Annotated in this window: 18 protein-coding genes; 14 read left to right on the top strand and 4 right to left on the bottom strand. The window is 45.5% G+C overall.

Annotation, left to right across the window (positions count from 1 at the left end):
* Positions 1 to 46 precede the first annotated feature (46 nt).
* The 8 genes from ABLT31_RS11405 (at position 47) to ABLT31_RS11370 (ending at position 8,718) form a co-directional block, all read left to right on the top strand.
* Positions 47 to 958, top strand: coding sequence for a TIM barrel protein (locus ABLT31_RS11405; protein ID WP_367751639.1), 912 nt, complete (start codon positions 47 to 49; stop codon positions 956 to 958).
* 113 nt (positions 959 to 1,071) lie between these two features.
* Positions 1,072 to 1,839 (top strand): IclR family transcriptional regulator, encoded by a 768-nt coding sequence (locus ABLT31_RS11400; protein WP_367751638.1) that lies wholly within the window; start codon positions 1,072 to 1,074, stop codon positions 1,837 to 1,839.
* An 89-nt stretch (positions 1,840 to 1,928) separates the two neighbouring features.
* Positions 1,929 to 2,792 (top strand): class II fructose-1,6-bisphosphate aldolase, encoded by an 864-nt coding sequence (gene fba, locus ABLT31_RS11395; RefSeq protein ID WP_367751637.1) that lies wholly within the window; start codon positions 1,929 to 1,931, stop codon positions 2,790 to 2,792.
* Positions 2,793 to 3,078: 286 nt separating this feature from the next.
* Positions 3,079 to 3,816: an SDR family NAD(P)-dependent oxidoreductase gene (locus ABLT31_RS11390; protein ID WP_367751636.1), complete on the top strand. Its 738-nt coding sequence runs from the start codon at positions 3,079 to 3,081 to the stop codon at positions 3,814 to 3,816.
* 247 nt (positions 3,817 to 4,063) lie between these two features.
* Entirely contained in the window at positions 4,064 to 5,734 is a 1,671-nt protein-coding gene (locus ABLT31_RS11385) for a glycoside hydrolase family 13 protein (RefSeq protein ID WP_367751635.1), read from the top strand.
* A 23-nt stretch (positions 5,735 to 5,757) separates the two neighbouring features.
* Positions 5,758 to 7,410 carry a PTS transporter subunit IIBC gene (locus ABLT31_RS11380; RefSeq protein ID WP_367751634.1) on the top strand — a complete coding sequence of 551 codons (1,653 nt, stop codon included), beginning with the start codon at positions 5,758 to 5,760 and terminating at the stop codon, positions 7,408 to 7,410.
* A 5-nt stretch (positions 7,411 to 7,415) separates the two neighbouring features.
* Positions 7,416 to 8,204: an endonuclease/exonuclease/phosphatase family protein gene (locus ABLT31_RS11375; protein ID WP_367751633.1), complete on the top strand. Its 789-nt coding sequence runs from the start codon at positions 7,416 to 7,418 to the stop codon at positions 8,202 to 8,204.
* A 16-nt stretch (positions 8,205 to 8,220) separates the two neighbouring features.
* Positions 8,221 to 8,718, top strand: coding sequence for a PTS sugar transporter subunit IIA (locus ABLT31_RS11370; protein WP_367751632.1), 498 nt, complete (start codon positions 8,221 to 8,223; stop codon positions 8,716 to 8,718).
* Between the two features lie 79 nt (positions 8,719 to 8,797).
* On the opposite strand, the gene ABLT31_RS11365 is transcribed toward ABLT31_RS11370, so the two are convergent.
* The gene (locus ABLT31_RS11365; protein WP_367751631.1) at positions 8,798 to 10,408 is read right to left on the bottom strand and encodes a GMC oxidoreductase; all 1,611 of its coding nucleotides are present in this window, start codon (positions 10,406 to 10,408) and stop codon (positions 8,798 to 8,800) included.
* A gap of 102 nt (positions 10,409 to 10,510) precedes the next feature.
* Between ABLT31_RS11365 and ABLT31_RS11360 the strand changes: the two genes are divergently transcribed.
* Positions 10,511 to 11,866 carry an MATE family efflux transporter gene (locus ABLT31_RS11360; protein ID WP_367751630.1) on the top strand — a complete coding sequence of 452 codons (1,356 nt, stop codon included), beginning with the start codon at positions 10,511 to 10,513 and terminating at the stop codon, positions 11,864 to 11,866.
* A 52-nt stretch (positions 11,867 to 11,918) separates the two neighbouring features.
* Here the strand turns inward: ABLT31_RS11360 and ABLT31_RS11355 are convergent, their stop codons facing one another.
* Entirely contained in the window at positions 11,919 to 12,932 is a 1,014-nt protein-coding gene (locus ABLT31_RS11355) for a LacI family DNA-binding transcriptional regulator (RefSeq protein WP_367751629.1), read from the bottom strand.
* A gap of 349 nt (positions 12,933 to 13,281) precedes the next feature.
* On the opposite strand from ABLT31_RS11355, the gene ABLT31_RS11350 reads away from it, so the two are divergent.
* From ABLT31_RS11350 to pyk, 4 genes are all read left to right on the top strand, one after another.
* Positions 13,282 to 14,568 carry a sugar ABC transporter substrate-binding protein gene (locus ABLT31_RS11350; RefSeq protein WP_367751628.1) on the top strand — a complete coding sequence of 429 codons (1,287 nt, stop codon included), beginning with the start codon at positions 13,282 to 13,284 and terminating at the stop codon, positions 14,566 to 14,568.
* Positions 14,569 to 14,601: 33 nt separating this feature from the next.
* On the top strand, positions 14,602 to 15,954 hold the full coding sequence (locus ABLT31_RS11345) for a carbohydrate ABC transporter permease (protein WP_367751627.1): 1,353 nt from the start codon (positions 14,602 to 14,604) through the stop codon (positions 15,952 to 15,954).
* Entirely contained in the window at positions 15,951 to 16,781 is an 831-nt protein-coding gene (locus ABLT31_RS11340) for a sugar ABC transporter permease (protein ID WP_367751626.1), read from the top strand. Before ABLT31_RS11345 ends, ABLT31_RS11340 begins: the two co-directional genes overlap by 4 nt.
* A gap of 134 nt (positions 16,782 to 16,915) precedes the next feature.
* Positions 16,916 to 18,664: a pyruvate kinase gene (gene pyk / locus ABLT31_RS11335; RefSeq protein ID WP_367751625.1), complete on the top strand. Its 1,749-nt coding sequence runs from the start codon at positions 16,916 to 16,918 to the stop codon at positions 18,662 to 18,664.
* 340 nt (positions 18,665 to 19,004) lie between these two features.
* Here the strand turns inward: pyk and ABLT31_RS11330 are convergent, their stop codons facing one another.
* On the bottom strand, positions 19,005 to 19,196 hold the full coding sequence (locus ABLT31_RS11330) for a hypothetical protein (protein WP_367751624.1): 192 nt from the start codon (positions 19,194 to 19,196) through the stop codon (positions 19,005 to 19,007).
* Positions 19,196 to 20,941 (bottom strand): alpha-glycosidase, encoded by a 1,746-nt coding sequence (locus ABLT31_RS11325; RefSeq protein WP_367751623.1) that lies wholly within the window; start codon positions 20,939 to 20,941, stop codon positions 19,196 to 19,198. The genes ABLT31_RS11330 and ABLT31_RS11325 overlap by 1 nt, the downstream gene beginning before the upstream one ends.
* 266 nt (positions 20,942 to 21,207) lie before the next feature.
* Between ABLT31_RS11325 and ABLT31_RS11320 the strand changes: the two genes are divergently transcribed.
* Positions 21,208 to 22,182, top strand: a complete 975-nt coding sequence (locus ABLT31_RS11320; RefSeq protein ID WP_367751622.1) for an aldo/keto reductase — start codon at positions 21,208 to 21,210, stop codon at positions 22,180 to 22,182.
* Positions 22,183 to 22,240: the final 58 nt, after the last annotated feature.

Genomic DNA, 22,240 nt, shown 5'->3' with positions numbered 1-22,240 from the left:
CCCCCTTTTGGGAGGAGAAAGAAGATTATGAAAGGAGTGTTAACAAATGAAAGGCGACATTCAACATTACATGCAAGTCGGGATTGTTCACTTCATGGCTTATCCGCAAACGATGGCAGGGGACGGCCCCATCATCGAAACCGTAAATAAGATCATTACGGATGATTTCTTTTCGGCTATTGAGATCACACAAATCAACGATCCGGAACAGAGGAAGACCGTTGCCGGGATGCTTCAATCCGGGCGCATGACGACGGGACTCGGAGCTCAGCCTGTATTGCTAAGAAATAAAGCAGATCTGAATTCTTTTGATGAAGAAAAGCGCAGAGTCGCCATTGATCTCGTTAAGGGAGCGATTGACCAAGCCTATGAATTGCATGCCGGAAAGCTAGGCTTACTTAGCGGACCCAAGCCGGATAGGAATGAAGATCGGGCGCTTGCGTTACTGGCTGATTCATTAAGCGAGATCTGCCAATATGCGAGAAGCAAAGGCAATTTGGTCATTTCACTAGAAACCTTTGATGATGTGACCGACAAGAAATGCCTGATCGGGTCGAACCGCCTTGCGGTGGAAGTGGCAAAAGAAGTGAGAAAAGCCGATCCGACATTCGGATTGATGCTTGATCTCAGCCATTTGCCAATGCAGCGGGAAACTTCAAGAGACGCTCTCTACACGACTCGGGATTACCTCAATCATGCGCATATCGGGAACTGCTATATTAAGGACCCGAAAGATCCCACTTATGGCGATCAACATCCTCGTTTCGGATATCCGGGAAGTGAAAATGATGTGGAAGAGTTAAGAGAGTATTTAAAAGTATTGATGGAAATCGGATATATAGGAGAAGGGCAATCCAATGTCGTTGCATTTGAGGTTAAACCTGTTGGGAATGAGTCATCAGATATTGTTATTGCTCAAAGCAAGCGTACGCTCATGAGGGCATGGAGTAAGCTGTAACACCGAGATCGTAAGGCCCGTCCGGTTGGCATACCGTTTCTTGGATTCTCTTCGTATGTGATATATATTAATAGATATAGTTTTTGAAAATGAAAGATCGGAGTGTATCACATATGTCCACTGAACCGAATGTAAAATCGCTGGATCGGGCCTTACAAATACTTGATATATTAAGCACAAAGCAGCAAGGTTTTGGAGTAACTGAAATCTCAAGAGAAATGGATCTAAACAAGACATCCGTTTATCGGATGTTAGCCACATTTGTCCGGCATGGATATGTTGAACAGGATTCGGAAACCGAGAGATATAAATTAGGCTACAAAATTTTAGAGTTAAGTTCTTCATTGCTTGAATCCATAGACTTGCGAACGGAAGCGAAACCGTTTTTAAAGGAATTAGAACAACTCACTAATGAAGTGATTCATCTCGTTGTCTATGATCGCGGCGAAGTGGTATACATTGAAAAACTGGAAGGCAATGAAACCTTGCGCATGCATTCCAAAGTAGGAACCAGAGCCCCTATGCATTGCACTTCTGTAGGAAAGGCCATTCTTGCTTTCTTGCCTCCGGACGAAGTGACGAAGATATTCGAGAAATATGATTTCGATAAGCATACGCCATACACGATTACAGATAAAGAAGCCTTATACGACCATCTGATTGAAGTAAGGAAGAAAGGGTATGCACTGGATTTAGAAGAGAACGAACTGGGGATCACTTGCATTGCTACACCTATCTTCGATCGTACGGGAAAAGTGATAGCGGCGGTTAGCGTTTCCGGGCCAACCATGAGAATGACGCCGGAAACATTGGAGGAATTAAAAAATAAAATGATGGATGTGAGTAAAAAGATTTCATTCAGATTAGGGTATCGTGGCTAAAGGGTACGGGACTCATTAAATGTAACCCTGATTGTGGTTTGAAAAATCTTGCCCTCATCGTGCATCTTAAGACATGGGGGGATTGCTGAATGCCTTTAGTTTCAATGAAGGAAATGCTTCATGATGCATTCCAGCGGAAATATGCTGTAGGGCAATTCAACGTGAACAGTCTGGAGTTCATCCAGGCATTTATCCAGGCTGCTCAAGAAGAAAAGTCACCCATTATTTTGGGAGTGACAGAGCCCGTTGTCGAATATATGGGCGGTTTGAATCCCATTGCTTCAATCGTTCAATTAATGATGCATGAATATGAAATCACGGTACCTGTAGCTCTCCATTTGGATCACTGCACTTCCTTTGATCTTTGTATGAAAGCCATGCAGGCAGGCTTTACTTCTGTCATGATAGATGGATCCCATCTTCCTTTGGAGAAGAATATAGAGGTTACCGCAAGGGTCTTGAGTGCAGCAGCTCCTCTTGGCGTATCTGTTGAAGCGGAATTGGGACGCATTAGCGGTCAAGAGGATGACATGGTCATCGATGAAAGCGAGGGTTCGATCGCTTTGCCTGAGGACTGTCAGCGATTTGTTTCGGAGACTGGCGTTACTTGCCTTGCTCCATCCCTCGGTTCTGTTCACGGCACATACAAGGGAGAGCCGAATCTCCGGTTTGATGTGCTAGAAAGAGTAAGGATGTTAACGAACATCCCTTTGGCATTGCATGGAGGGACAGGAATTCCGGCGGATGATATTCGAAAAGCCATTTCTTTAGGAATCTCCAAAATCAATGTGAATACAGAAAACCAAATCTTATTTGCGGAGACAGTCAGAAAGACTTTAAACGAAGAGCCAGAGCTATATTATTTGCGTACTTATATGGGAACAGCCCGAGATGCTGTTAAAGAATCAGTAAAAGCGAAAATTCGCGAGTTTGGTTCATTTGGCAAAAACTAAACCAATCACTGCTATGCTTGCTTTGGAATCCGACTCATTCAAAGCAAGCAGATGGAGTGTTTGGACTCTATTTAGGACTTACTCTCCACCCCTTACTTGGGAGGTGAACCTCCCTTTTTTTCTGTTCTTTTATTCTATCTTTGTGGTTAGGCATTATATTAATCTATTAAACAAATGGAACGGGAAAACAGAAATTGTAGAAGATCTTTTCTTTTTATTTTATTAATTGGAATCAGGTGTTGCGAAACACCATCATTGAAAGAATCTTATAAAGGTGGCGATTTCATTGTTAAGCGGAAAAGTGGCATTGATTACAGGAGCAGCTACGGGGATCGGACGTGCTGTCGCGCTTCGTTTAGCTCGCGAGGGAGTACATATAACGATCAATTATTCTCGGTCTGAAAAGGAAGCACAGCAGACACAAAAAGAAATAGATGCTTACGGAGTCTTAAGTTTCTTGTCCAAAGCGGATGTATCCGATGATGCGGCAGTCCGTCTCATGGTAGAAGAAACTGTTGCAAAATTCGGTCGGTTAGATATTTTAATCAATAATGCAGGTGTAACTAATTTTGTTGAACATCATGACTTAGAGGGGCTAAAGGAAGAATATTGGGATCGAGCGATGAATGTAAACGTGAAGGGCATGTTTCAATGTTGCCGAGCTGCTGCTCCAGAATTAAGAAAACAAAAAGGTTGCATCATTAATATCACTTCGATAGCGGGGATGACGGGTCTGGGAAGTTCCATTGCTTATGCTGCTTCTAAAGCAGCGGCCATAAGCGTGACCAAATCATTAGCGCGAGTGATGGCACCGGAAGTAAGGGTAAATAGCATATCTCCGGGAATCGTTCAAACCCGTTGGGTAGAAGGTCAAGAAGAACATATCAATCATCTTGCTCACGGTACACCTCTGGGGAGGATTGCCACCCCAGAGGATGTGTCGGAGGTTGCGTATTCCCTGATTGCCCATTCTCATTTTGTAACAGGACAAAACATTGTCGTAGATGGCGGAATGTTTATTTAAACGCTGGACAATGCTAACTTCCAAGAGTAGCACAAGGTGCAGAGTTAGCTATTACAAACATTAGGCAATGATGCAGGTGCCATTGGAGGTGCCTGGTTGGTGAAATCGAGATTAACTTGCTAGGTGTTTTTTGCACAGCTCACTTCATCTTTAGAAGTGTGCTGTTCTTTTAACACTTTGCGCAAACGATTGCACGAAAGAGAATATTGTGTTAATCTACTAGTAACAGTGTAAGGGGGAAGAATCTATGCAAAAAAAATGGTGGAAAGAAGCTGTAGCCTATCAAATTTATCCACGCAGTTTTATGGATTCCAATGGTGATGGAATCGGGGATATACAAGGAGTCATTTCCAAACTGGATTACTTGAAGGATTTTGGGATTGATGTGATTTGGATCTGTCCGATCTATAGTTCTCCTAATGATGATAACGGTTACGACATAAGCGATTATAAAGGCATAATGGCTGACTTTGGCACGATGAAGGATTTTGATCAGCTGCTGGAGGAAGTCCATAAACGAGACATGAAGCTGATCATGGATCTGGTGATTAACCATACATCGGATGAACATCCATGGTTTATCGAGTCCCGTTCATCGAAGGACAATCCCTATCGCGACTATTATATCTGGCATCCGGGAAGAAACGGGAAAGAGCCAAATAATTGGGAATCCATCTTTAGCGGTTCCGCATGGGAATATGATGCAGCAACAAAAGAGTACTTTATGCATGTCTTCTCGCGAAAACAGCCAGATTTGAATTGGGAAAATCCCAAGGTGCGCCAAGACTTATATGAGATGATCAATTGGTGGCTGGATAAGGGCATTGATGGATTCCGGGTGGATGCGATCTCACACATCAAAAAGGTTCCGGGATTTCCTGACCTGCCTAATCCAAAGAAACTGAAATACGTTCCTTCCCTTGACGGTCATATGAATCGAGAAGGAATTCATGTCTTTCTGGAAGAGCTAAAGAGGGAGACATTTGAAAAATACGACATTATGACTGTAGGGGAGGCCAATGGGGTAAAAGTTGAAGAGGCTGACCTATGGGTAGGCGAAAAGAACGGAAAATTCAATATGATTTTCCAATTTGAGCATTTAGATTTGTGGGGAAAAGGTGAAACCTCCGGCATCGACATTCATGGACTCAAAAAAACCTTGACGAAATGGCAAAAGGGTCTTGAAGGAAGAGGCTGGAACGCCTTATTTCTGGAAAATCATGACCAGCCGCGATCCGTCTCCTCTTGGGGCGATGATAAGGAATACTGGGATGAATCATCGAAATGCCTGGCGACTCTGTATTTTCTGATGCAAGGGACTCCTTTTATCTATCAGGGACAGGAAATCGGCATGACCAATGTGCAGTTTCCATCCATTGAGGATTACAACGATGTAGCCACGAAAAACCTATATCGTACGGAGATGGAAAATGGGAAATCCCACCGGGAGATGATGAGCATCATCTGGAAGAACAGCCGGGACAATTCAAGAACCCCTATGCAGTGGGATCAGGGAACCCATGCCGGGTTCACGACAGCCAGCGCGCCTTGGCTGAAAGTCAATCCAAATTACAAAGAAATCAATGTACAGAAGGCGCTTCAGGAGCCGGATTCGATCTACCATTACTATAAGAAATTGATACAATTGAGAAAGCTATTCCCTGTCGCTGTTTATGGCACCTATGACCTGATTTTGGAAGACCATGAATATATTTATTCCTATACCAGAACATTAAATAATGAAATGCTGCTTATCATCACGAACCTCTCCAAAGAGGAAGCTATCTTTGAACTACCTGCGAACATAGTTGGGAAATCCAGACAATTATTAATCAGCAATTATTCTATCGAAGCAGAAGAAGACATTCAAGAAATCACATTAAGGCCGTATGAAGCTAGAGTATATCTATTAACCTAAACAAAAAAGGAGAGGAACGGCAAATGAAATTCACTTCTTTTGATTTCTGGCAGAAGTTTGGGAAGGCCCTCATTGTTGTTGTTGCCGTGATGCCTGCTGCGGGGCTGATGATTTCCATCGGGAAGCTGATCGGTATGATGGGTGGCGATTTGGCTTTAGTGCAAACGATTGCTCATATTGTTGAAGAAATCGGCTGGGGGCTTATTGGCAACTTGCATGTCCTATTTGCTGTTGCCATTGGCGGATCATGGGCCAAAGAGCGGGCGGGCGGAGCTTTTGCGGCGTTAATCGCTTTTATTCTGATCAATCGAATTACCGGAGCTATATTCAATGTAAAACCAGATATGCTCTTAAACCCGGAAGCGACAGTGGCCTCGCTCTTCGGCAGTCCCTTAGTCGTAAAAGATTATTTTACATCTATTCTCGGCGCCCCAGCCTTGAATATGGGCGTATTTATTGGAATTATTTCCGGTTTTCTGGGAGCGAGTATATTTAATAAGTACTATAATTTTGACAAGCTGCCGCAAGCTCTTGCTTTCTTTAACGGCAAACGCTTTGTTCCGTTTGTGGTCATTGTTCATTCCATCCTTACGGCCGTCGTGCTTTCTTTCATTTGGCCATCTATTCAAGGGATATTGAATGATTTCGGGGGTTGGATTGCATCATCCCGCAACACGGCACCCGTCATTGCGCCGTTGGTGTTTGGGGCATTAGAGCGCTTATTATTGCCATTTGGCTTACACCATATGTTAACCGTTACCATGAATTATACGGAACTGGGCGGTACCTATACCATTCTGACCGGATCGAGCGCGGGCCAGACGGTGGCAGGACAAGATCCATTGTGGCTGGCTTGGATTGCTGACTTGAATAACTTGTTAGTGGCAGGCGATATCCAAAGCTATAATCAGTTATTGCATGAGGTTACACCGGCCCGATTTAAAGTAGGGCAAATGATTCTTTCCTCTGCGGCTTTGCTAGGCATCGCCTTAGCGATGTACCGCAACGTGGATCCAGAGAAGCGTTCAAAATATAAATCGATGTTCTTTTCTGCGGGTTTGGCCGTATTTTTGACAGGGGTAACCGAACCGATCGAGTTCATGTTTATGTTTGTCGCTCCGGTTCTTTATGTGATCTATGCGATACTGACCGGTTTAGCTTTTGCCATCGTGGATATCGTTCATGTTCGCATTCATTCATTCGGATTCATTGAGCTTTTAACGCGTACACCGATGATTATTAAAGCAGGTCTATGGCTGGACCTTCTCAATTTTGTGATCGCGTGCGTGGTCTTTTTCGGATTGAACTTTTCAATCGCCAACTTTATGATTAAGCGATTTAAATTAGCCACTCCGGGCCGCTTGGGGAACTATATTGAAGAAGAGAAGCCTGCTTCGCCAATACAAGAAAAAGGCCAAAATGAGGAGGATAACAAAGATTCGCTCGCCTCTGCGGTGATCCGTCTATTAGGCGGCCGAGAAAACATTGAAGAAGTGGATGCATGCATGACTCGCCTGCGCATTACTGTAAAAGACGTGAAGGCCGTGGCTTCCGAACAGGACTGGAAGAAGAATGGAGCGATGGGCCTGATTGTGAAAGACAATGGGGTACAAGCCATTTATGGTCCCAAAGCGGATGTCTTGAAATCGGACATTCAAGATAAGTTAGGAGCATGAGAACCATGAAGCTATTAACTTTAAACTGCCATTCCTGGCAGGAAGAAAATCAAATGGAGAAAATCAAATGCCTGGCGGAGACGATTCAGGCTGAAGACTATGATGTCATTGCTCTGCAGGAGGTAAGCCAGCTCCATCGGAAGCAAGAGGAAAACGGACGTGTTTCAGAAGACAATTATGTGAGAGTTCTTCTGGATGAACTCGAGAAGTTGGAAGTTTATGATTACCAAGCCGTTTGGGATCTCTCGCATTTGGCTTATGAGGAAAAATATGAGGAAGGACTCGCGCTGTTGACCAAGCATCCCATTGAGCAAGCGAACTCTTTTTTCATCTCCAGAAGCCAGGATATCCATCGTTGGAAAACAAGAAAGATTGTCGGTGCAAAGATTCGAATTAATGAAGAATTGATTTCCTTCTATTCGTGCCATTTGGGTTGGTGGCATGACGAGGAAGAGCCCTTTAAGCATCAAGTGGACAATCTTCTTCGCCAGGCTAAAAAGGATGAGCCTTATTTCTTGATGGGTGATTTCAACAATAATGCGTTTATCGAAGGAGAAGGATATGATTATCTGAGCCGTCAAGGTGTTTACGATACGTATGAGCTGGCTGAGGAAAGAGATGATGGAGTCACGGTGAGCGGAGCCATTGCAGGCTGGTCCAAAAGCCAAGAAGACAAGCGAATTGATTTTATCTTTGCCAGCAAACCTGTATCGGTTAAACGATCTTCCATTATTTTTAATGGTGCAAATAGACCGATGATATCAGACCATTTTGGGCTTGAAATAGAACTATAATGAGGAGAAAACAGATATGCTAGCCAAACTTTTTGGAAAGAAAGAGAAGAAAAAGGAAGAAATTTTAGTAGCTCCCTTGACAGGGAAGGTTGTGAACATGGAGGAAGTGCCAGATCCCGTTTTTTCTCAGCTCATGATGGGGGATGGGGTAGCCATTGAACCGACGGAGGGTAAGGTGGTTTCACCGGTTAACGGAGAGGTGATCCAATTTTTCCATACGAAGCATGCCATTGGCTTGCTTTCAGATACGGGTATTGAAGTTCTCATTCATGTCGGCCTCGACACGGTTAATATGCAAGGGGAAGGCTTTGAGGGTCACGTTCAAGTCGGGGATCAAGTGAAAGCAGGTGATCTATTGATTTCATTTGACTTGAATTTGATTAAGGAAAAAGCAAAAAGCACGATTACGCCGATTGTAATCACCAATGGAGACATGGTGGAAAGTCTGAAAAAAATGACAGGACAAGCGGTGGAAAGAGGCAGACAAACTGTGATGACGATTCAAGCCAAATAACGGCTTGCAGTGGATTTATCGAACCCCGCCTTCGAGCCAGCTGATAATAGAAGCGGGTCGAGGGCAGGGATATTATTGATTAATCCAATTGTCGGGTGATATAATCTGCCGTGCGAATCGCAAGGGCAGCTGTAGTCAGTGTCGGATTAGCAGCTCCTGTGTTAGGCAAAATGCTGTTATCCGCTACATAGAGACCGGATGTGCTGTGGATTTGACCATAGCGGTTCGTTGATGAGGTAGACGGGTCATCGCCCATGCGGCAGGTTCCCATTGTGTGATAGTCGCTTCCGGGAGGACTTATGCAGATTTCGGGTTGCTTGCCGGATCCTAAAACAGCAGCAGCTTCATTTATACTTTTCTCCAATCGGGCAATGACGGACTTATCTTTATTGCTGAAGGCAAAGTTAACTTGGATTTCAGGGACCCCGTATGGATCTCTCCTGTCAGGATCGAGGAAAAGCATGTTCTCATAATGGGATTCCACCCTGCCAAAAGAATAAGTTTCAACATGATGCTCTGCCAATTGATCCTGTGTCTCATATGCCCCAAAGATGTCAAACTGGATTTGATACGGATTGCTTTCCGTTTGCGGTATCATAAGGCGATTAATATCTAAACTATACATGGCGTCACGCAGTGGCTGAAGCACTTGGAAACTGGATCTCAAAAAAGAATGAAGGGTTAAATAATGACCGATCGCTCTTCCCTCAATTCCGGAGGAAAGCAAGAGGCGCGGGGTTTCATAAGCGTTTGCGGACAGGATGACGTTTTTTGCTTTTAATTCATAGGCTTTTTTTTCGGGAGTCATTACTTTGATCCCGGTGACTTTCCCTTGTTCAGTAAGTATTTGTACAGCCCTGGCATGGATCGCCAAATCGAACGGACGCTGCATTAGCGCTGAGGCTAAAAACGAAATGGAACTGAAATGGACTACTGGCCCATATCTGGACGGATCCAGATTAACGGCTCGCGGAATGGCTGTGGCTTCGGGAAAGCCACCCTCCCATAGACGCTTGAGGAAGGCTTGCGAAAGGGGATATATCGCTTTTGTGACCATCATTACCTGTTCAGCGATATTATAATATAACTCTAATTCTTTTCTATCTATCGGATAATTCATCCATTCGGAAGGGTGCATGCGGGGACAAGCGAGTCCCCAAAATAAAGTCAGTCCCCCAAGAGCAATAGCGTCTCTCGCACCGGGCAAGTCAGGAAGAAGATTGCCAATGGGCCTCGAGATTTTGGGATTCAAAAAATAGTCATCCCATCGGCCCGCCAAAGTAGGCAGGTTTGCCGCATGGGTTTGCAGCAAAATCGGTCCTGCTTCCACAACGCCTATTTTTTTATCGGTGTCCCTTAGTTTTTCACACAGCCTCCAGATCGCTGCCCCCCCTCCTGCCCCTGTTCCGACGACGAGCACATCGTAGTCCTTATAAGACATTTCATCCAAAGAGGCGAGCGGAATAAATTGATCCTGCAATCTCTCCGGTACTTGAGGAAAGCAAGGGGGGAGCCCGGCAAGATTTCTGGTCGGCACGGCTGGAGAGGGGATTTTTACTTTTTTTCCGCTGATATTCAAATCGGTGCCAGGAATGTGCGGATTGAGGGAGTGAAGCTGTTCTGTTTCGACGCGATACTTTTGCGCAATCGTACGGAGTGTATCTCCGGAGGATGCTGTTAAAATTTTCATAATTCCCCATCCCTTTATTGAATCACTACTTAATAATGAATATGAACTATGTTCATGTTTATGATGCTTTATTCATGATATAACAAGAAAATTGGGGACTATATGAGTAAAAAACTAACTCTTTTTGCCTTAACTTGGCCTATTTTTATTGAAATTTTCCTCCATATGCTCATGGGAAATGCCGATACTTTAATGTTGAGCCAATACTCTGACGATGCGGTTGCAGCCGTGGGTGTGGCTAACCAAATTCTTTCTGTCGTCATCGTCATGTTCGGCTTTGTCGCAACAGGAGCAGGGATCCTTATTGCCCAATTGCTGGGGGCAAAGAAGGGGAAAGAAGCCTCTGAATATGTGGCTCTGGCGCTTTTCATCAATTTCTTGTTCGGTTTGTTTATCAGCGTGGTTCTGTTCCTTTTTGGTGAATCCATCTTGAGGATGATGAAGCTGCCGGAGGAATTGATGGATCAGTCGCTGCAATATTTGCAGATTGTCGGAGGGCTTTCCTTTATCGAGTCACTAATATTGACCATTGGAGCTATCGTCCGCTGTCACGGATTTACCAAGGATGCGATGTATGTGACGATGGGAATGAACGTCCTGAATGTCATCGGAAACTATTTATTCATCTTCGGTCCGTTCGGGCTTCCGGTGCTGGGGGTAACAGGGGTGGCTCTTTCTACCGCTGTAAGCCGGGCTATCGGTTTAGTCGTTATGTTTATGATCCTGTGGAAAAGGGTGGAAGGGCAAATCCCGTTCCAGTGCCTTTTTCCTTTTCCCAAAAAGGAACTAGGGCAGCTTTTGAAAATAGGGATTCCTTCAGCGGGAGAGCATCTGGCTTACAATTCCTCACAGGTTGTCATCACGTACTTCATCTCTTTGATCGGAACGGAGTCATTGACAACCAAGATTTATGCCCAGAATATTTCGATGTTCATTTTCTTGTTTGCTGTTGCTATGGGGCAGGGAACACAGATTTTGATTGGTCATTTAATCGGGGCCAGGAAGAATGAGGAGGCTTATAATACTTGCTTACGCAGCCTGAGGATTGCGATGCTGATTTCCTTGGGGATGGCGTCTATCTTTTCCTTGTTCCGTGAACAGCTGCTGGGGATTTTCACCGATAACCCGACCGTCATTGCCCTTGGGAGCACATTAATTCTATTGACTATCATTCTCGAGCCAGGCAGGACCTTTAACTTAGTGATCATTAATTCCTTGCGTTCCGCAGGGGATGTCAAGTTCCCTGTCTATATGGGGATCCTGTCCATGTGGGGAGTTGGCGTGACGCTCTCCTACTTGCTGGGAATTCATTTTGGTTTGGGTTTGATCGGTGTTTGGATCGCTTTCGCGGCAGATGAGTGGCTGCGCGGGTTATTCATGCTCTGGCGATGGCGTTCACGGGTTTGGGAGAAGATGTCCTTTGTTAATGGAAAAAGCCAAGAAGGTCTAGGGATCTAGAAGCTTTCTTGGCTTTTTTTGCGTCGACAAAAACCGGGTGGTGACAGGCACCTTATCTAATCGAAGATTGCCGCAGTACTAAGCGGTGAGGAATAATGACTGAATGTTGATGGATCTCTTCTTCATTGATTTTTTTGATCAGCATTTGAGTAGCGGTATAGCCTAACTGGTAAATCCCAATATCAATCGTCGTTAATGGGGGGGTGGTCAATTCAGATATGGAAACATTATTGAAGCTGACGATGGCAAGATCATCAGGCACCTTATAATTCAAATCGTAGAGACCTCGAAGAATGCCGAAGGCAATCAAATCATCTGTCACGACTAAGGCCGTTGGGCGATTGGGCCTCTCCAGCATCATGGAAATCGCGTGGTAACCGCTATCCTGCAGGAAGGAGGCTTCCATCATCCAGTCGGGATGAATGGAGAGTCCGCTGTCCTCCAAAGCCTTGCGGCATCCTTTCAGCCGATCCTGCGAAACGACCAGCTCCTTTGGACCGCTGACAAAGCCGATTCGCTGATGGCCCTGCTTAATCAGATGCGCTGCAGCATCATATCCAGCCTTTACGTTGTTGGTATCTACAGAGAGGATATCCGGATGCTGCTGGGAGCTTCCTATTAAAATAAAAGGGAAATCTCGTTCTTTCAGCAGCGGGATGAGCGGGTCATTGACGCGGGAAGTCAAGAGGATGACTCCATCCGCCCTTCCGCCGTAGACTAGACGGTTGAAGGCAGCCTTTTCTTGTTCCTGGTTGCTTCCGGCTGACATCAATAGGTCATATCCTGCCTGGTTAGCATAAGCATTAATGCCTCGCAATACCTCAGGGAAGAAAGGATTGAGAAAGATTTCCTCCGCTGCCCGCGGCAGAATGACGCCGATGGTCTGGGTACTGCGGGAAACGAGGCTTTTGGCCATGACGTTAGGATGGTAACCGAGCGTATTCATGGCTTCTTTAACTTTTGCCGTGGTCTTGGGGCTAATCCTGGTACTGTTCGAAATCACACGCGAAACGGTGGATGGAGCAACCCCAGCCAATTTAGCCACATCTTTTATCGTTACTGACATCGAAATCCCTCAGATCATATGCTTTAGTGCGCAAACGCTTTCCATATTAATCATAAATACTTCACGATGGGAAGTCAACAAAAGGAACAAATATCGTTAAAATGAAAAACAGCAAGTATAGTTGAAAAATAAAGAAAAATTAAGATTTCATGTGTTAAATCAGTGAAATCAACCGAAAATCAGCTCAAACCATTTGTGCAAACGGTTTCGCAATCATGACGAATAGTGTATGATAGTATCAAATCAAACCGTTGTCCTATACGATTAACAAAAAGAAAAGGGCTACAGATTTTTTTGTTTATTGGTGCAAAGGTTTGCACAAGGAATTTTGGTAGGGAGGGGTTATATCTTGGTTAAGTTAAAAAAGTTGAGCTCTATTCTATTGAGCTCTGCCCTTGCTTTTTCAGCCTTAATAGGGTGCAGCAGCGGAAATCAGGGAACGGACAGGGCATCAGCAACAGAGGACAAGCCGGGAACCGTACAGGCCGCATCGGATGTACTGGTTCCTGAAGAGGAGGCTAAACTTGTTGTTTGGGAAAGTAAAGGAAAAGACATTGACGTCTTGAAGAAAATCGCTGACGCTTTTACTGAAGAATATGGAATCCCTGTGAGGGTGGAAGAAGTAGATCAAGGGGAACAGATCGGCAAATTAACAACCGATGGACCGGCCGGTTTGGGAGCCGATGTGGTCACCTTCCCGCATGACCAATTGGGCAATGCCGTGGCTACAGGGCTTGTCGTTCCCAACGAATTCTTTGAAGAAGAAACCAAAGCGGAATTCCTGGATAATGCGGTAAGAGCCGTATCCATGGATGGCATGGTTTATGGCTATCCGAAGTATGTGGAAACTTACGCCTTATTTTATAACAAAGATCTGGTTCGCGAGGCTCCAGCAACCTTTGATGAGGTTATAGCCTTTGCCAAGGAGAATACGGATGCCCAAAATAATAAGTTCGGCTTTATGTGGGATGTAGGGAATTTCTATTTCAGCTATCCTTTTCTTTCCGGGTTTGGCGGTTATGTGTTTAAGGATGGGATCGATCCGGATGATATGGGCTTGAACAACGAAGGGGCCGTTGAAGGGGCCAGGTTTATGCAAGGCCTGAAGGAAATTCTTCCTTTGAATGCCGGCGATATCAATAATGATATAAAAACTTCCCTATTTTCGGAGGGAAAGCTTGGCCTTAACATTGACGGGCCTTGGGCTGTCGGTACGTTCAAGTCGGAAGGGGTGAACTTCGGGGTGGTTCCGCTGCCTACCTTGCCAAATGGGGAGCATCCAAAATCCTTTTCTGGCGTAAGAGCTTGGTATGTCAATGCTTACACCAAATATCCGAAAGCGGCGAGGCTGTTTGCCCGCTATGCGACATCAAAGGAAAACCTGGAAATGGCTCATCAAACGCTTGGAAGCATTCCTGCTCGCAAAGATTTGGAAGAGCTAGTCGCTAAAGATGAAATATCCATGGCGTTTTTGGAGCAATTCAAGCATTCATCTCCCATGCCATCCATTCCGCAAATGAATGCGGTTTGGGATCCTGCTAAGGCTGCACTGGGCACCATCTGGAATGATGGAAGAGATCCGAAAGCCGCATTAGATGAAGCAGTAGAGCAAATCAGGCAGGGAATGAAAAAGTAAGCGGTTAATATGACACGGACAGGAGGGGCAAGAATGGATACGAAGATAACCGTTCCTTTGGAAGGGACGCAAAGCAAGTCACAAGCCAAAATGGCAGCGGTTTTATCCGCCTTATGGATGGGGCTTGGGCAGTTATTTAATCGCCAGATCGGCAAAGGTTTGTTATTTTTTGCAGCTGGAATTTTCGAAATGGTGTTTATTTTCACTTCCTTAGGGGAGAAGGTACATGGATTGATTACACTAGGCGAGCATCCAGGCCAAATTCAGAAGGTCGATGGAATCTATCAAATGGTTCCGGGAGATCATTCGATCTTTTTGATGCTCGAAGGAGTGATTGCCTTATTTGTTTTGATCTTATTTCTTTCGTTGCATTATGCAAGTGTGAAAGATGCTTATCGAGTGGCTAAAGAAATGGAAGAGGGAAAAAGCCCAAATCGCTTCGCAGCCACATTGGCCAATCTGAAAGATAGGAACTTTGTCTATGTATTACTGTTTCTCCCCATTATTGCTACCCTGTTTTTTACAGTCTTGCCGATCGTGTTCAGCGTTCTCTTAGCGTTTACGAATTTCTCGGCACCCAGGAATATTCCTCCAGCCGGTTTGGTCAATTGGGTAGGGTTTCAGACTTTTATCGATCTTTTCACTATGAAAGCATGGAGCCAAACCTTCTTCGGCGTGGCTGCCTGGACCGTAGTATGGGCCGTTTCGGCAACGGTTACTTGCTACTTTGGAGGGATCCTTCTAGCTGTCCTGATCAATCAGGAGGGGATTCGCTTCAAGAAATTTTGGCGAACCGTCATGATTATCCCCTGGGCTATTCCTGCTTTTGTTTCTTTGCTCATCATGCGCAATATTTATAATGGGCAATTCGGTCCGATTAACCAATATCTGAAGATGCTTGGCTTTGAGGCGATCCCATGGCTGACGGACCCGATGCTGGCCAAATTCACGGTTATTTTTGTCAATATGTGGGTGGGGATTCCCGTTACGATGGTTTTGGTTACAGGCGTCTTAGCCAGTATTCCCAAAGAATTGTATGAAGCGGCGGATATGGACGGGGCAACTTCGATCCAGAAGTTCTGGAAAATTACGATGCCGATGATCCTTTTCGCGACGGCTCCGCTCCTGATTATGCAGTTTGCAGGCAACATCAATAATTTTAACGTCATTTTCTTGTTAACGGACGGAAATCCTCCTGTCGCAGGCTATCAATCTGCTGGGGGAACGGATTTGCTGATCACCTGGCTTTACAAGCTAACGCTTCAGCAAAACCAGTTCAATATGGCTTCCGCCATCGGAATCCTCATCTTTATCTTTATTTCTGTATTCTCGATTGTGAATTACCGCCGAACGAGATCCTTTAAGGAGGAGGACATGATTCAATGAGACCGAGTAAAATACGCTTATTCTTCAGTTATGCCCTGTTGATTGTCCTTTCTGTTATCAGCCTATATCCGGCGATATGGGTGATTATGTCTTCGTTTAAGGTAGGGGATAGCCTATTCAGTGAAACGATCATTCCGACAGCACTGACATTGGAGCATTATGTTGATTTGTTCAAGGAAACGGATTATGCCCTTTGGTATTGGAATACGCTGAAAATTTCAGTCATCACCATGATCGTCGGAACCACCTTAGTCGTGATGACCGCTTATGCCTTATCCCGATTTCGCTTTAAAGGCCGAAAATTCGGACTGATGACGATGCTTGTCATTACGATGTTCCCGAGCTTCATGGGAATGATTGCAATCTATATATTGCTGATGCAAATCGGTCTTCTGGATACTCATTTTGCTTTGATCCTTGTTTATAGTACCGGCGCCATTGTGGGAGGGGCTTGGGTGGCAAAGGGGCATTTCGATTCCCTCCCGCGCGGATTGGAGGAGGCGGCCATGATCGATGGGGCAACCAACTGGATCATTTTTACCCGTATCATGCTCCCGCTGTCCAAGCCCATCCTTACTTTTGTAGCCTTGACTTCCTTTATTGGTCCTTGGATGGATTTCATCTTCGCCAAGCTGGTTCTTCGGTCTTCCGAAAAGAAAACTTTGGCCGTAGGCCTATATGAGATGGTATCGACGACCCAATCGAAAGTCGAATTTACGACCTTCGCGGCCGGTTCGGTATTGGTAGCGATTCCAATTACTCTACTATTCATCTTCCTGCAAAGATATCTGATTGCAGGCCTAACGTCGGGGGCGACGAAGGGGTAGGGTTTGGTGGAGTGTTTTAACATGAAGAACAGCTGGAACGGTGGTATGTATTGGAGAGCTGCTTATCGATTTTTTGACAGAAGGAAGAAAGCGATCCGTTAGTGAAGTTTACCATAAATAGATGAGGTGTAGGTATGAGAAAAACGAAGATTGTTTGCACGATTGGACCAGCAAGCGAAAAACCTGAAGTCTTAAAAAAATTAATGTTAGCCGGCATGAATGTGGCGAGGTTGAACTTTTCTCACGGCAGTCATGAGGAACACGAGCAGCGCATCGATGCGATTCGGTCTTGTGCAAAAGAATTGAATCACAAGGTGGCCATTATGCTCGACACCAAGGGACCGGAAATTCGTACCGGGGTGTTAAAGGATGGGCAAATTACGCTAAAGGCGGGGGATTTCCTTGTCCTCACAACGGAACAGATCGAAGGAACGCGGGAGAGGGTTAGCGTCACCTACGACCAGTTGCCCAACGATGTGCATGCGGGTGCTACCATCCTCGTGGATGACGGATTAATCGAACTCAAGGTAGAAGAGATTCAAGGAAATGATATCCGCTGCCGGGTCATCGATGGCGGCGAATTAAAGAACCGCAAAGGGATCAACCTTCCTCAACTCTCGGTCAACCTGCCCAGTATTACGGAAAAGGATATAGCGGATATTACCTTTGGGATTCACAAGAAGGTGGACTATATCGCCGCTTCCTTTGTCCGCAAGGCCTCGGATGTTCTTCAAATCAGGCATATTCTCGAGGAATCCGGGTCCAATATTCGTATTATTTCCAAAATAGAGAATGAGGAAGGCGTTCATAACATGCAGGACATTCTGGAGGTATCAGATGGCTTGATGGTGGCCCGTGGAGACCTGGGGGTTGAGATTCCTGCCGAGGAAGTTCCTTTGGTTCAAAAGAGGATGATTGCCGCCTGCAATGCCATGGGTAAACCGGTGATCACCGCTACCCAAATGCTCGATTCCATGCAGAATAACCCAAGGCCAACGAGAGCGGAAGCGAGCGATGTGGCGAATGCGATCTTTGACGGAACCGATGCGATTATGCTCTCCGGCGAGACCGCTGCGGGGAGGTACCCGATCGAAGCGGTACAAACGATGGATCGGATTGCCCGAAAAGCGGAATCCTCCGCGATTTATCATGAACGCTTTTACCAGGACAAGTACGAAGGGAAAATGACGATAACCGATGCGTTGGGACAAGCCGTCATGACTACGGCATCGGCCCTGCAAGCGGCTGCGATCCTTACTCCTACAGAGAGCGGGTATACGGCTCGATCCGTGGCTAAACACCGCCCGGCTTGCCCCATTGTAGCGGTCACTCCGCATGAGGATGTGGTGAATCATCTGACTTTAGTTTGGGGAGTCTATCCGATCCACCATGAAAGTCCGGGTAATACGGATGAAATGATAGAAAAGGCCATTCAGGCCGCTGTTGAAGAAAAGATGATCAAGTATGGGGATCGCATCGTCATTACAGCAGGCGTGCCTGTTCGCGAATCAGGTGCCACCAACATGATGAAGGTTCATGTTGTCGGCAAGGTTGTAGGCAGAGGACGCGGCATCGGTGACTGTGGGGTAACAGGCAAGGTAGTTATTGTCGGATCGAAAGGTTGGGAAGATAAAGTCAATGAGACGACCATCCTCGTTGCCCAACATACGGACAAGCAGCATACGCCGTTCATTGAGAAGGCCGCTGCTTTAGTTACGGAAGATGGCGGGTTAACCTCGCATGCGGCGATCGTTGGCTTGAATTTAGGCAAGGCCGTCATCATAGGGGTTGAGGGAGCCACGACGCTATTTAAGGATGGCAATGAGATCACGGTGGATTCCCATCAGGGGCATATTTATCAAGGTATGGAGAGAATTCTATAGTTAAATGAGGCTGTTCCTAAAGGTCGGTAAAAACCGACTTTTTGGGGGCAGCCTTTTCTTTTTTGGGGAGATAAAAGTGGGTTTAGGGGATGATCCCATCGGGATAGAGTTGATTCGTATGGGACAATGCGGCTAAGGTGCTGCTTCGGGATGAGAATTCTTTCTGTGCAGATTAGAGAGGGAAAGGTGGGTTTGACGTAAGTAGAAATTGTCCATTTAACCCCCAAAAATTACCACTTTTTCTTGCCGTTAGGTGGAATAACTCCCACTAATGGCAGCGGAACGGCCAAAATGAAGGGCTTGAGCTGCATTAGATGGAGTTTTTCCAATTATTTCAACTTTATCTTGTTTGATTTGGATTGTAAGTGGCATTTTTCCACTTATTGAACCTTTTCGTCCACCCGGCCCCAGGGAACTCTCTGTTCCCTGGGGCCGGGTGGATCACATCGCCTTTTTTCAGAGAAAAGCGAATGACTTCTTTTTCAAGATAGGGAAGAGGGATGTGAGAGAGCTCATCTCCCAGAAAGTTCATTAGCTTATTTTCCGCAAGACCGCATACCCATAACCAGGCAAAGACAAAGTCAATCCTTTGCCATTCGCATCTAGGATTTCATCCGTAAGTGCCTCTTCCCAGCCGGAACCGGCAAGCTCCTTAAGATTCAGGGTAACCGGCTGATCGTGGTTATTGACGACAATAACGAAATGCTCCTGGTTATCCTTCCGTTCATAGGCAATAGCCTGTTTGGAGCTAACCTTAAGGAATCGGAACAGACCTGTTCTTAATGCCGAGTACTTTTTTCTTAGTCCTATCAGCTGCTTGTAAAATTGGAAAAGCTCCCGATCCTGCTTTTCTTGGTCCCAAACCATGGGCTTCCGGCAGCCGGGATCATGTCCTCCCGTCATACCTACTTCATCCCCATAATAAATGCAGGGGGTGCCTACATAGGTAAGCTGGAAAAGAACAGCCAACCTCATTCGCTTCGTATCTTCTTCGCACATGGTTAAAAGACGAGGTGTATCATGGCTATCCAGCAAATTGAACGCGGCTTCATTGACTTGCAGGGGATAGCTCATATTCACCCTATTGATTTGGTTCCTGAACTGTTCAGCTTGGGATGCCTTCCTCGCAAAGAAATCGAGAACGGCATTGGTAAAGGGATAGTTCATGACCGAATCAAACTGATCCCCTTGCAGCCAGGGCATTGAGTCATGCCAGATTTCCCCTAATATATAAGCATCCGGATTGGCGTTTTTGACGGTTTGGCGAAACTCTCTCCAAAAATGATGATCGACTTCATTGGCCACATCCAGCCGCCAGCCATCAATCCTAACCTCTTCCATCCAATAGCGCGCTACCTCCAAGAGGTATTCTTTCACTTCTGGATTCTCCGTATTGAGCTTGGGCATCCGGGATACAAAAGCAAAGGTATCGTAGTTGGGAAGGGGATGGGTTTTAATCGGGAATTCCCGGATATGGAACCAGTCCTTATACTTTGACCGCGCCCCATGATTGAGGACATCTTGAAAAGGTTGAAAATGAAAACCGGAGTGATTAAACACCGCATCTAGCAGCACCCGAATCCCATGACCATGACACTTTCGAACAAGTTCCTTTAGTTTCTCATTGTTCCCGAAATGCGGATCGACTTTCAAATAGTTTTTTGTATCGTATTTATGATTGGTCATCGCTTCAAAAATGGGAGTAAAATAAATGGCGTTGATCCCCAATTCGATCAGATGATCCAGATGGTCTATGACACCCTGAAGGTCGCCGCCGAAATAATTATTTCCCTTCGGTTCTCCGACTGTCCAATCTTCAATCTGATCTGGGTCGTTGGTAGGATCGCCATTGGCAAAGCGCTCGGGGAAAATTTGATAGAATACCGCATCCTTTACCCAGGTAGGAGGCTGGAAAACATCAATGGGGTTGATGAAAGGAAATTCAAATAAGGGATGGCCATTGGGGGGCTTCTCTCTTAGGAATCCGCTTTCAGTCATCCATACTTGCTTGGATCCGGATAGGAATTGGAAGCTGTAGCGGAGCCTGCGGTAGGGTGGACGCACCTCGACCTGCCAATAATCGAAGAGCTCATCGGATGCGATTTTTATCATCTCCGAGGTCTCTGAAATATAATCCCAGTTATATTTATCGCCATGATAGAGGTTGACTTTCTGTACATCATTTTTTTTCGTCCGAACCCGAAGGTGAACGGTTTGGGAATCATAAGCATAGGCGTAATTATCTTTGGGTCTGTGATAAATCGCTTCCAGAAACATGCAGTATCCTCCAATCAGTTGATACTGAAAAATGTATAACCAACCGAAAGATTTAGCGGTCGTACCTTATAGGTATGGTAGCGTGATCTTTCAGTTGAAAAAGTGTTATCAAAAATCCAGCTTGTATTTGTCAAATTGTACCTTTATTATTTTAGAGAGTGCAATTTTCTGACTTCCAGAAATAATTGTAATGGATTTTATCCATTACTGCAATCGTTTGCGCAATAAAAGACAATACATTATCTCAGAACATGGAGTGATCAGTTATGAAAACCATACCCCTTCATCGTCGCGGGATCCCAGTAAGTCCTCTGGTGCTAGGCTGTATGGGCCTTGGCGGAGGATGGAACCGGAATCCGATTACCGCAGAGCATATCAAACAAGCCCATGAAGCAATTGAATCCGCCCTTTCCATCGGAATTAACCTATTTGATCACGCAGATATTTATACCTATGGCAAAGCGGAGAGAGTATTTGGGGAGGTTTTGAGGGAACAGCCCCATTTAAGAGAAAACATGTTCATTCAATCCAAGTGCGGCATCCGCTTTAAAGAAAATTCAGGTGTTCCGGGGCGATACGATTTTTCCGAGGAGCATATTCGACGAAGCGTGGATGGCATTTTGGAGAGATTGGGCGTCGAATACATTGATTTTCTTCTTCTCCATCGCCCTGACCCGCTTATGGACCCGGAGGAAGTGGCCAAAACCATTCATGATTTAAAGTCATCCGGTAAAGTTCGCTGGTTCGGCGTGTCTAATATGAGTGCGGGACAAATTCGTTTGCTGCAATCTTATTGCGAGGAGCCCTTCCTCATCAACCAATTAGAAATGAGCTTGGCCAAAATGGGCTGGCTGGAAACGGGTGTACTTGTCAATCACGGGGAAGCGGCAGAGAACATTTTCCCGGAAGGGACATTAGAATATTGCAGATTAGAGAATATCCAACTGCAGGCATGGGGTCCCCTTGCTCAAGGTGTGTTTTCCGGGAATTCATTAGATAAGCAAAGGGAGTCGATTATACTGACAGCTAAGCTCGTTCAAGAGATGGCTGAACAAAAACAAACCACTCCTGAGGTCATTGTCCTTTCGTGGCTCATGACTCACCCAGCAGGCATTCAACCGGTTATCGGTACCGTAAACCCAGATCGCATCCAAGCATGTGCGGATGCAGGGAAGATAACCCTTACAAGAGAGCAATGGTATAACCTCTATGTGAGTTCGAGAGGGAGGGCTCTTCCATAAGATTGTAAGGGAAAGCTTGTGGGCAACTGCAGGATTGCCGTTTTGCCGGAACTATTAC

The sequence above is a fragment of the Ammoniphilus soli genome, from assembly GCF_040813775.1.
Note: the sequence above shows the minus strand (reverse complement) of the source record. Positions and strands in the feature narration are given on the sequence as shown.

Bases quoted from the DNA above. Each gene is read 5' to 3' on its own strand.
- ABLT31_RS11380 (WP_367751634.1), top strand. From the start codon at position 5,758: ATGAAATTCACTTCTTTTGATTTCTGGCAGAAGTTTGGGAAGGCCCTC.
- ABLT31_RS11375 (WP_367751633.1), top strand. From the start codon at position 7,416: ATGAAGCTATTAACTTTAAACTGCCATTCCTGGCAGGAAGAAAATCAA.
- ABLT31_RS11345 (WP_367751627.1), top strand. From the start codon at position 14,602: ATGGATACGAAGATAACCGTTCCTTTGGAAGGGACGCAAAGCAAGTCA.
- ABLT31_RS11405 (WP_367751639.1), top strand. From the start codon at position 47: ATGAAAGGCGACATTCAACATTACATGCAAGTCGGGATTGTTCACTTC.
- ABLT31_RS11385 (WP_367751635.1), top strand. From the start codon at position 4,064: ATGCAAAAAAAATGGTGGAAAGAAGCTGTAGCCTATCAAATTTATCCA.
- ABLT31_RS11365 (WP_367751631.1), bottom strand. From the start codon at position 10,408: ATGAAAATTTTAACAGCATCCTCCGGAGATACACTCCGTACGATTGCG.
- ABLT31_RS11330 (WP_367751624.1), bottom strand. From the start codon at position 19,196: ATGAACTTTCTGGGAGATGAGCTCTCTCACATCCCTCTTCCCTATCTT.
- ABLT31_RS11360 (WP_367751630.1), top strand. From the start codon at position 10,511: ATGAGTAAAAAACTAACTCTTTTTGCCTTAACTTGGCCTATTTTTATT.
- ABLT31_RS11370 (WP_367751632.1), top strand. From the start codon at position 8,221: ATGCTAGCCAAACTTTTTGGAAAGAAAGAGAAGAAAAAGGAAGAAATT.
- pyk (WP_367751625.1), top strand. From the start codon at position 16,916: ATGAGAAAAACGAAGATTGTTTGCACGATTGGACCAGCAAGCGAAAAA.
- ABLT31_RS11340 (WP_367751626.1), top strand. From the start codon at position 15,951: ATGAGACCGAGTAAAATACGCTTATTCTTCAGTTATGCCCTGTTGATT.
- ABLT31_RS11325 (WP_367751623.1), bottom strand. From the start codon at position 20,941: ATGTTTCTGGAAGCGATTTATCACAGACCCAAAGATAATTACGCCTAT.
- ABLT31_RS11400 (WP_367751638.1), top strand. From the start codon at position 1,072: ATGTCCACTGAACCGAATGTAAAATCGCTGGATCGGGCCTTACAAATA.
- fba (WP_367751637.1), top strand. From the start codon at position 1,929: ATGCCTTTAGTTTCAATGAAGGAAATGCTTCATGATGCATTCCAGCGG.
- ABLT31_RS11355 (WP_367751629.1), bottom strand. From the start codon at position 12,932: ATGTCAGTAACGATAAAAGATGTGGCTAAATTGGCTGGGGTTGCTCCA.
- ABLT31_RS11320 (WP_367751622.1), top strand. From the start codon at position 21,208: ATGAAAACCATACCCCTTCATCGTCGCGGGATCCCAGTAAGTCCTCTG.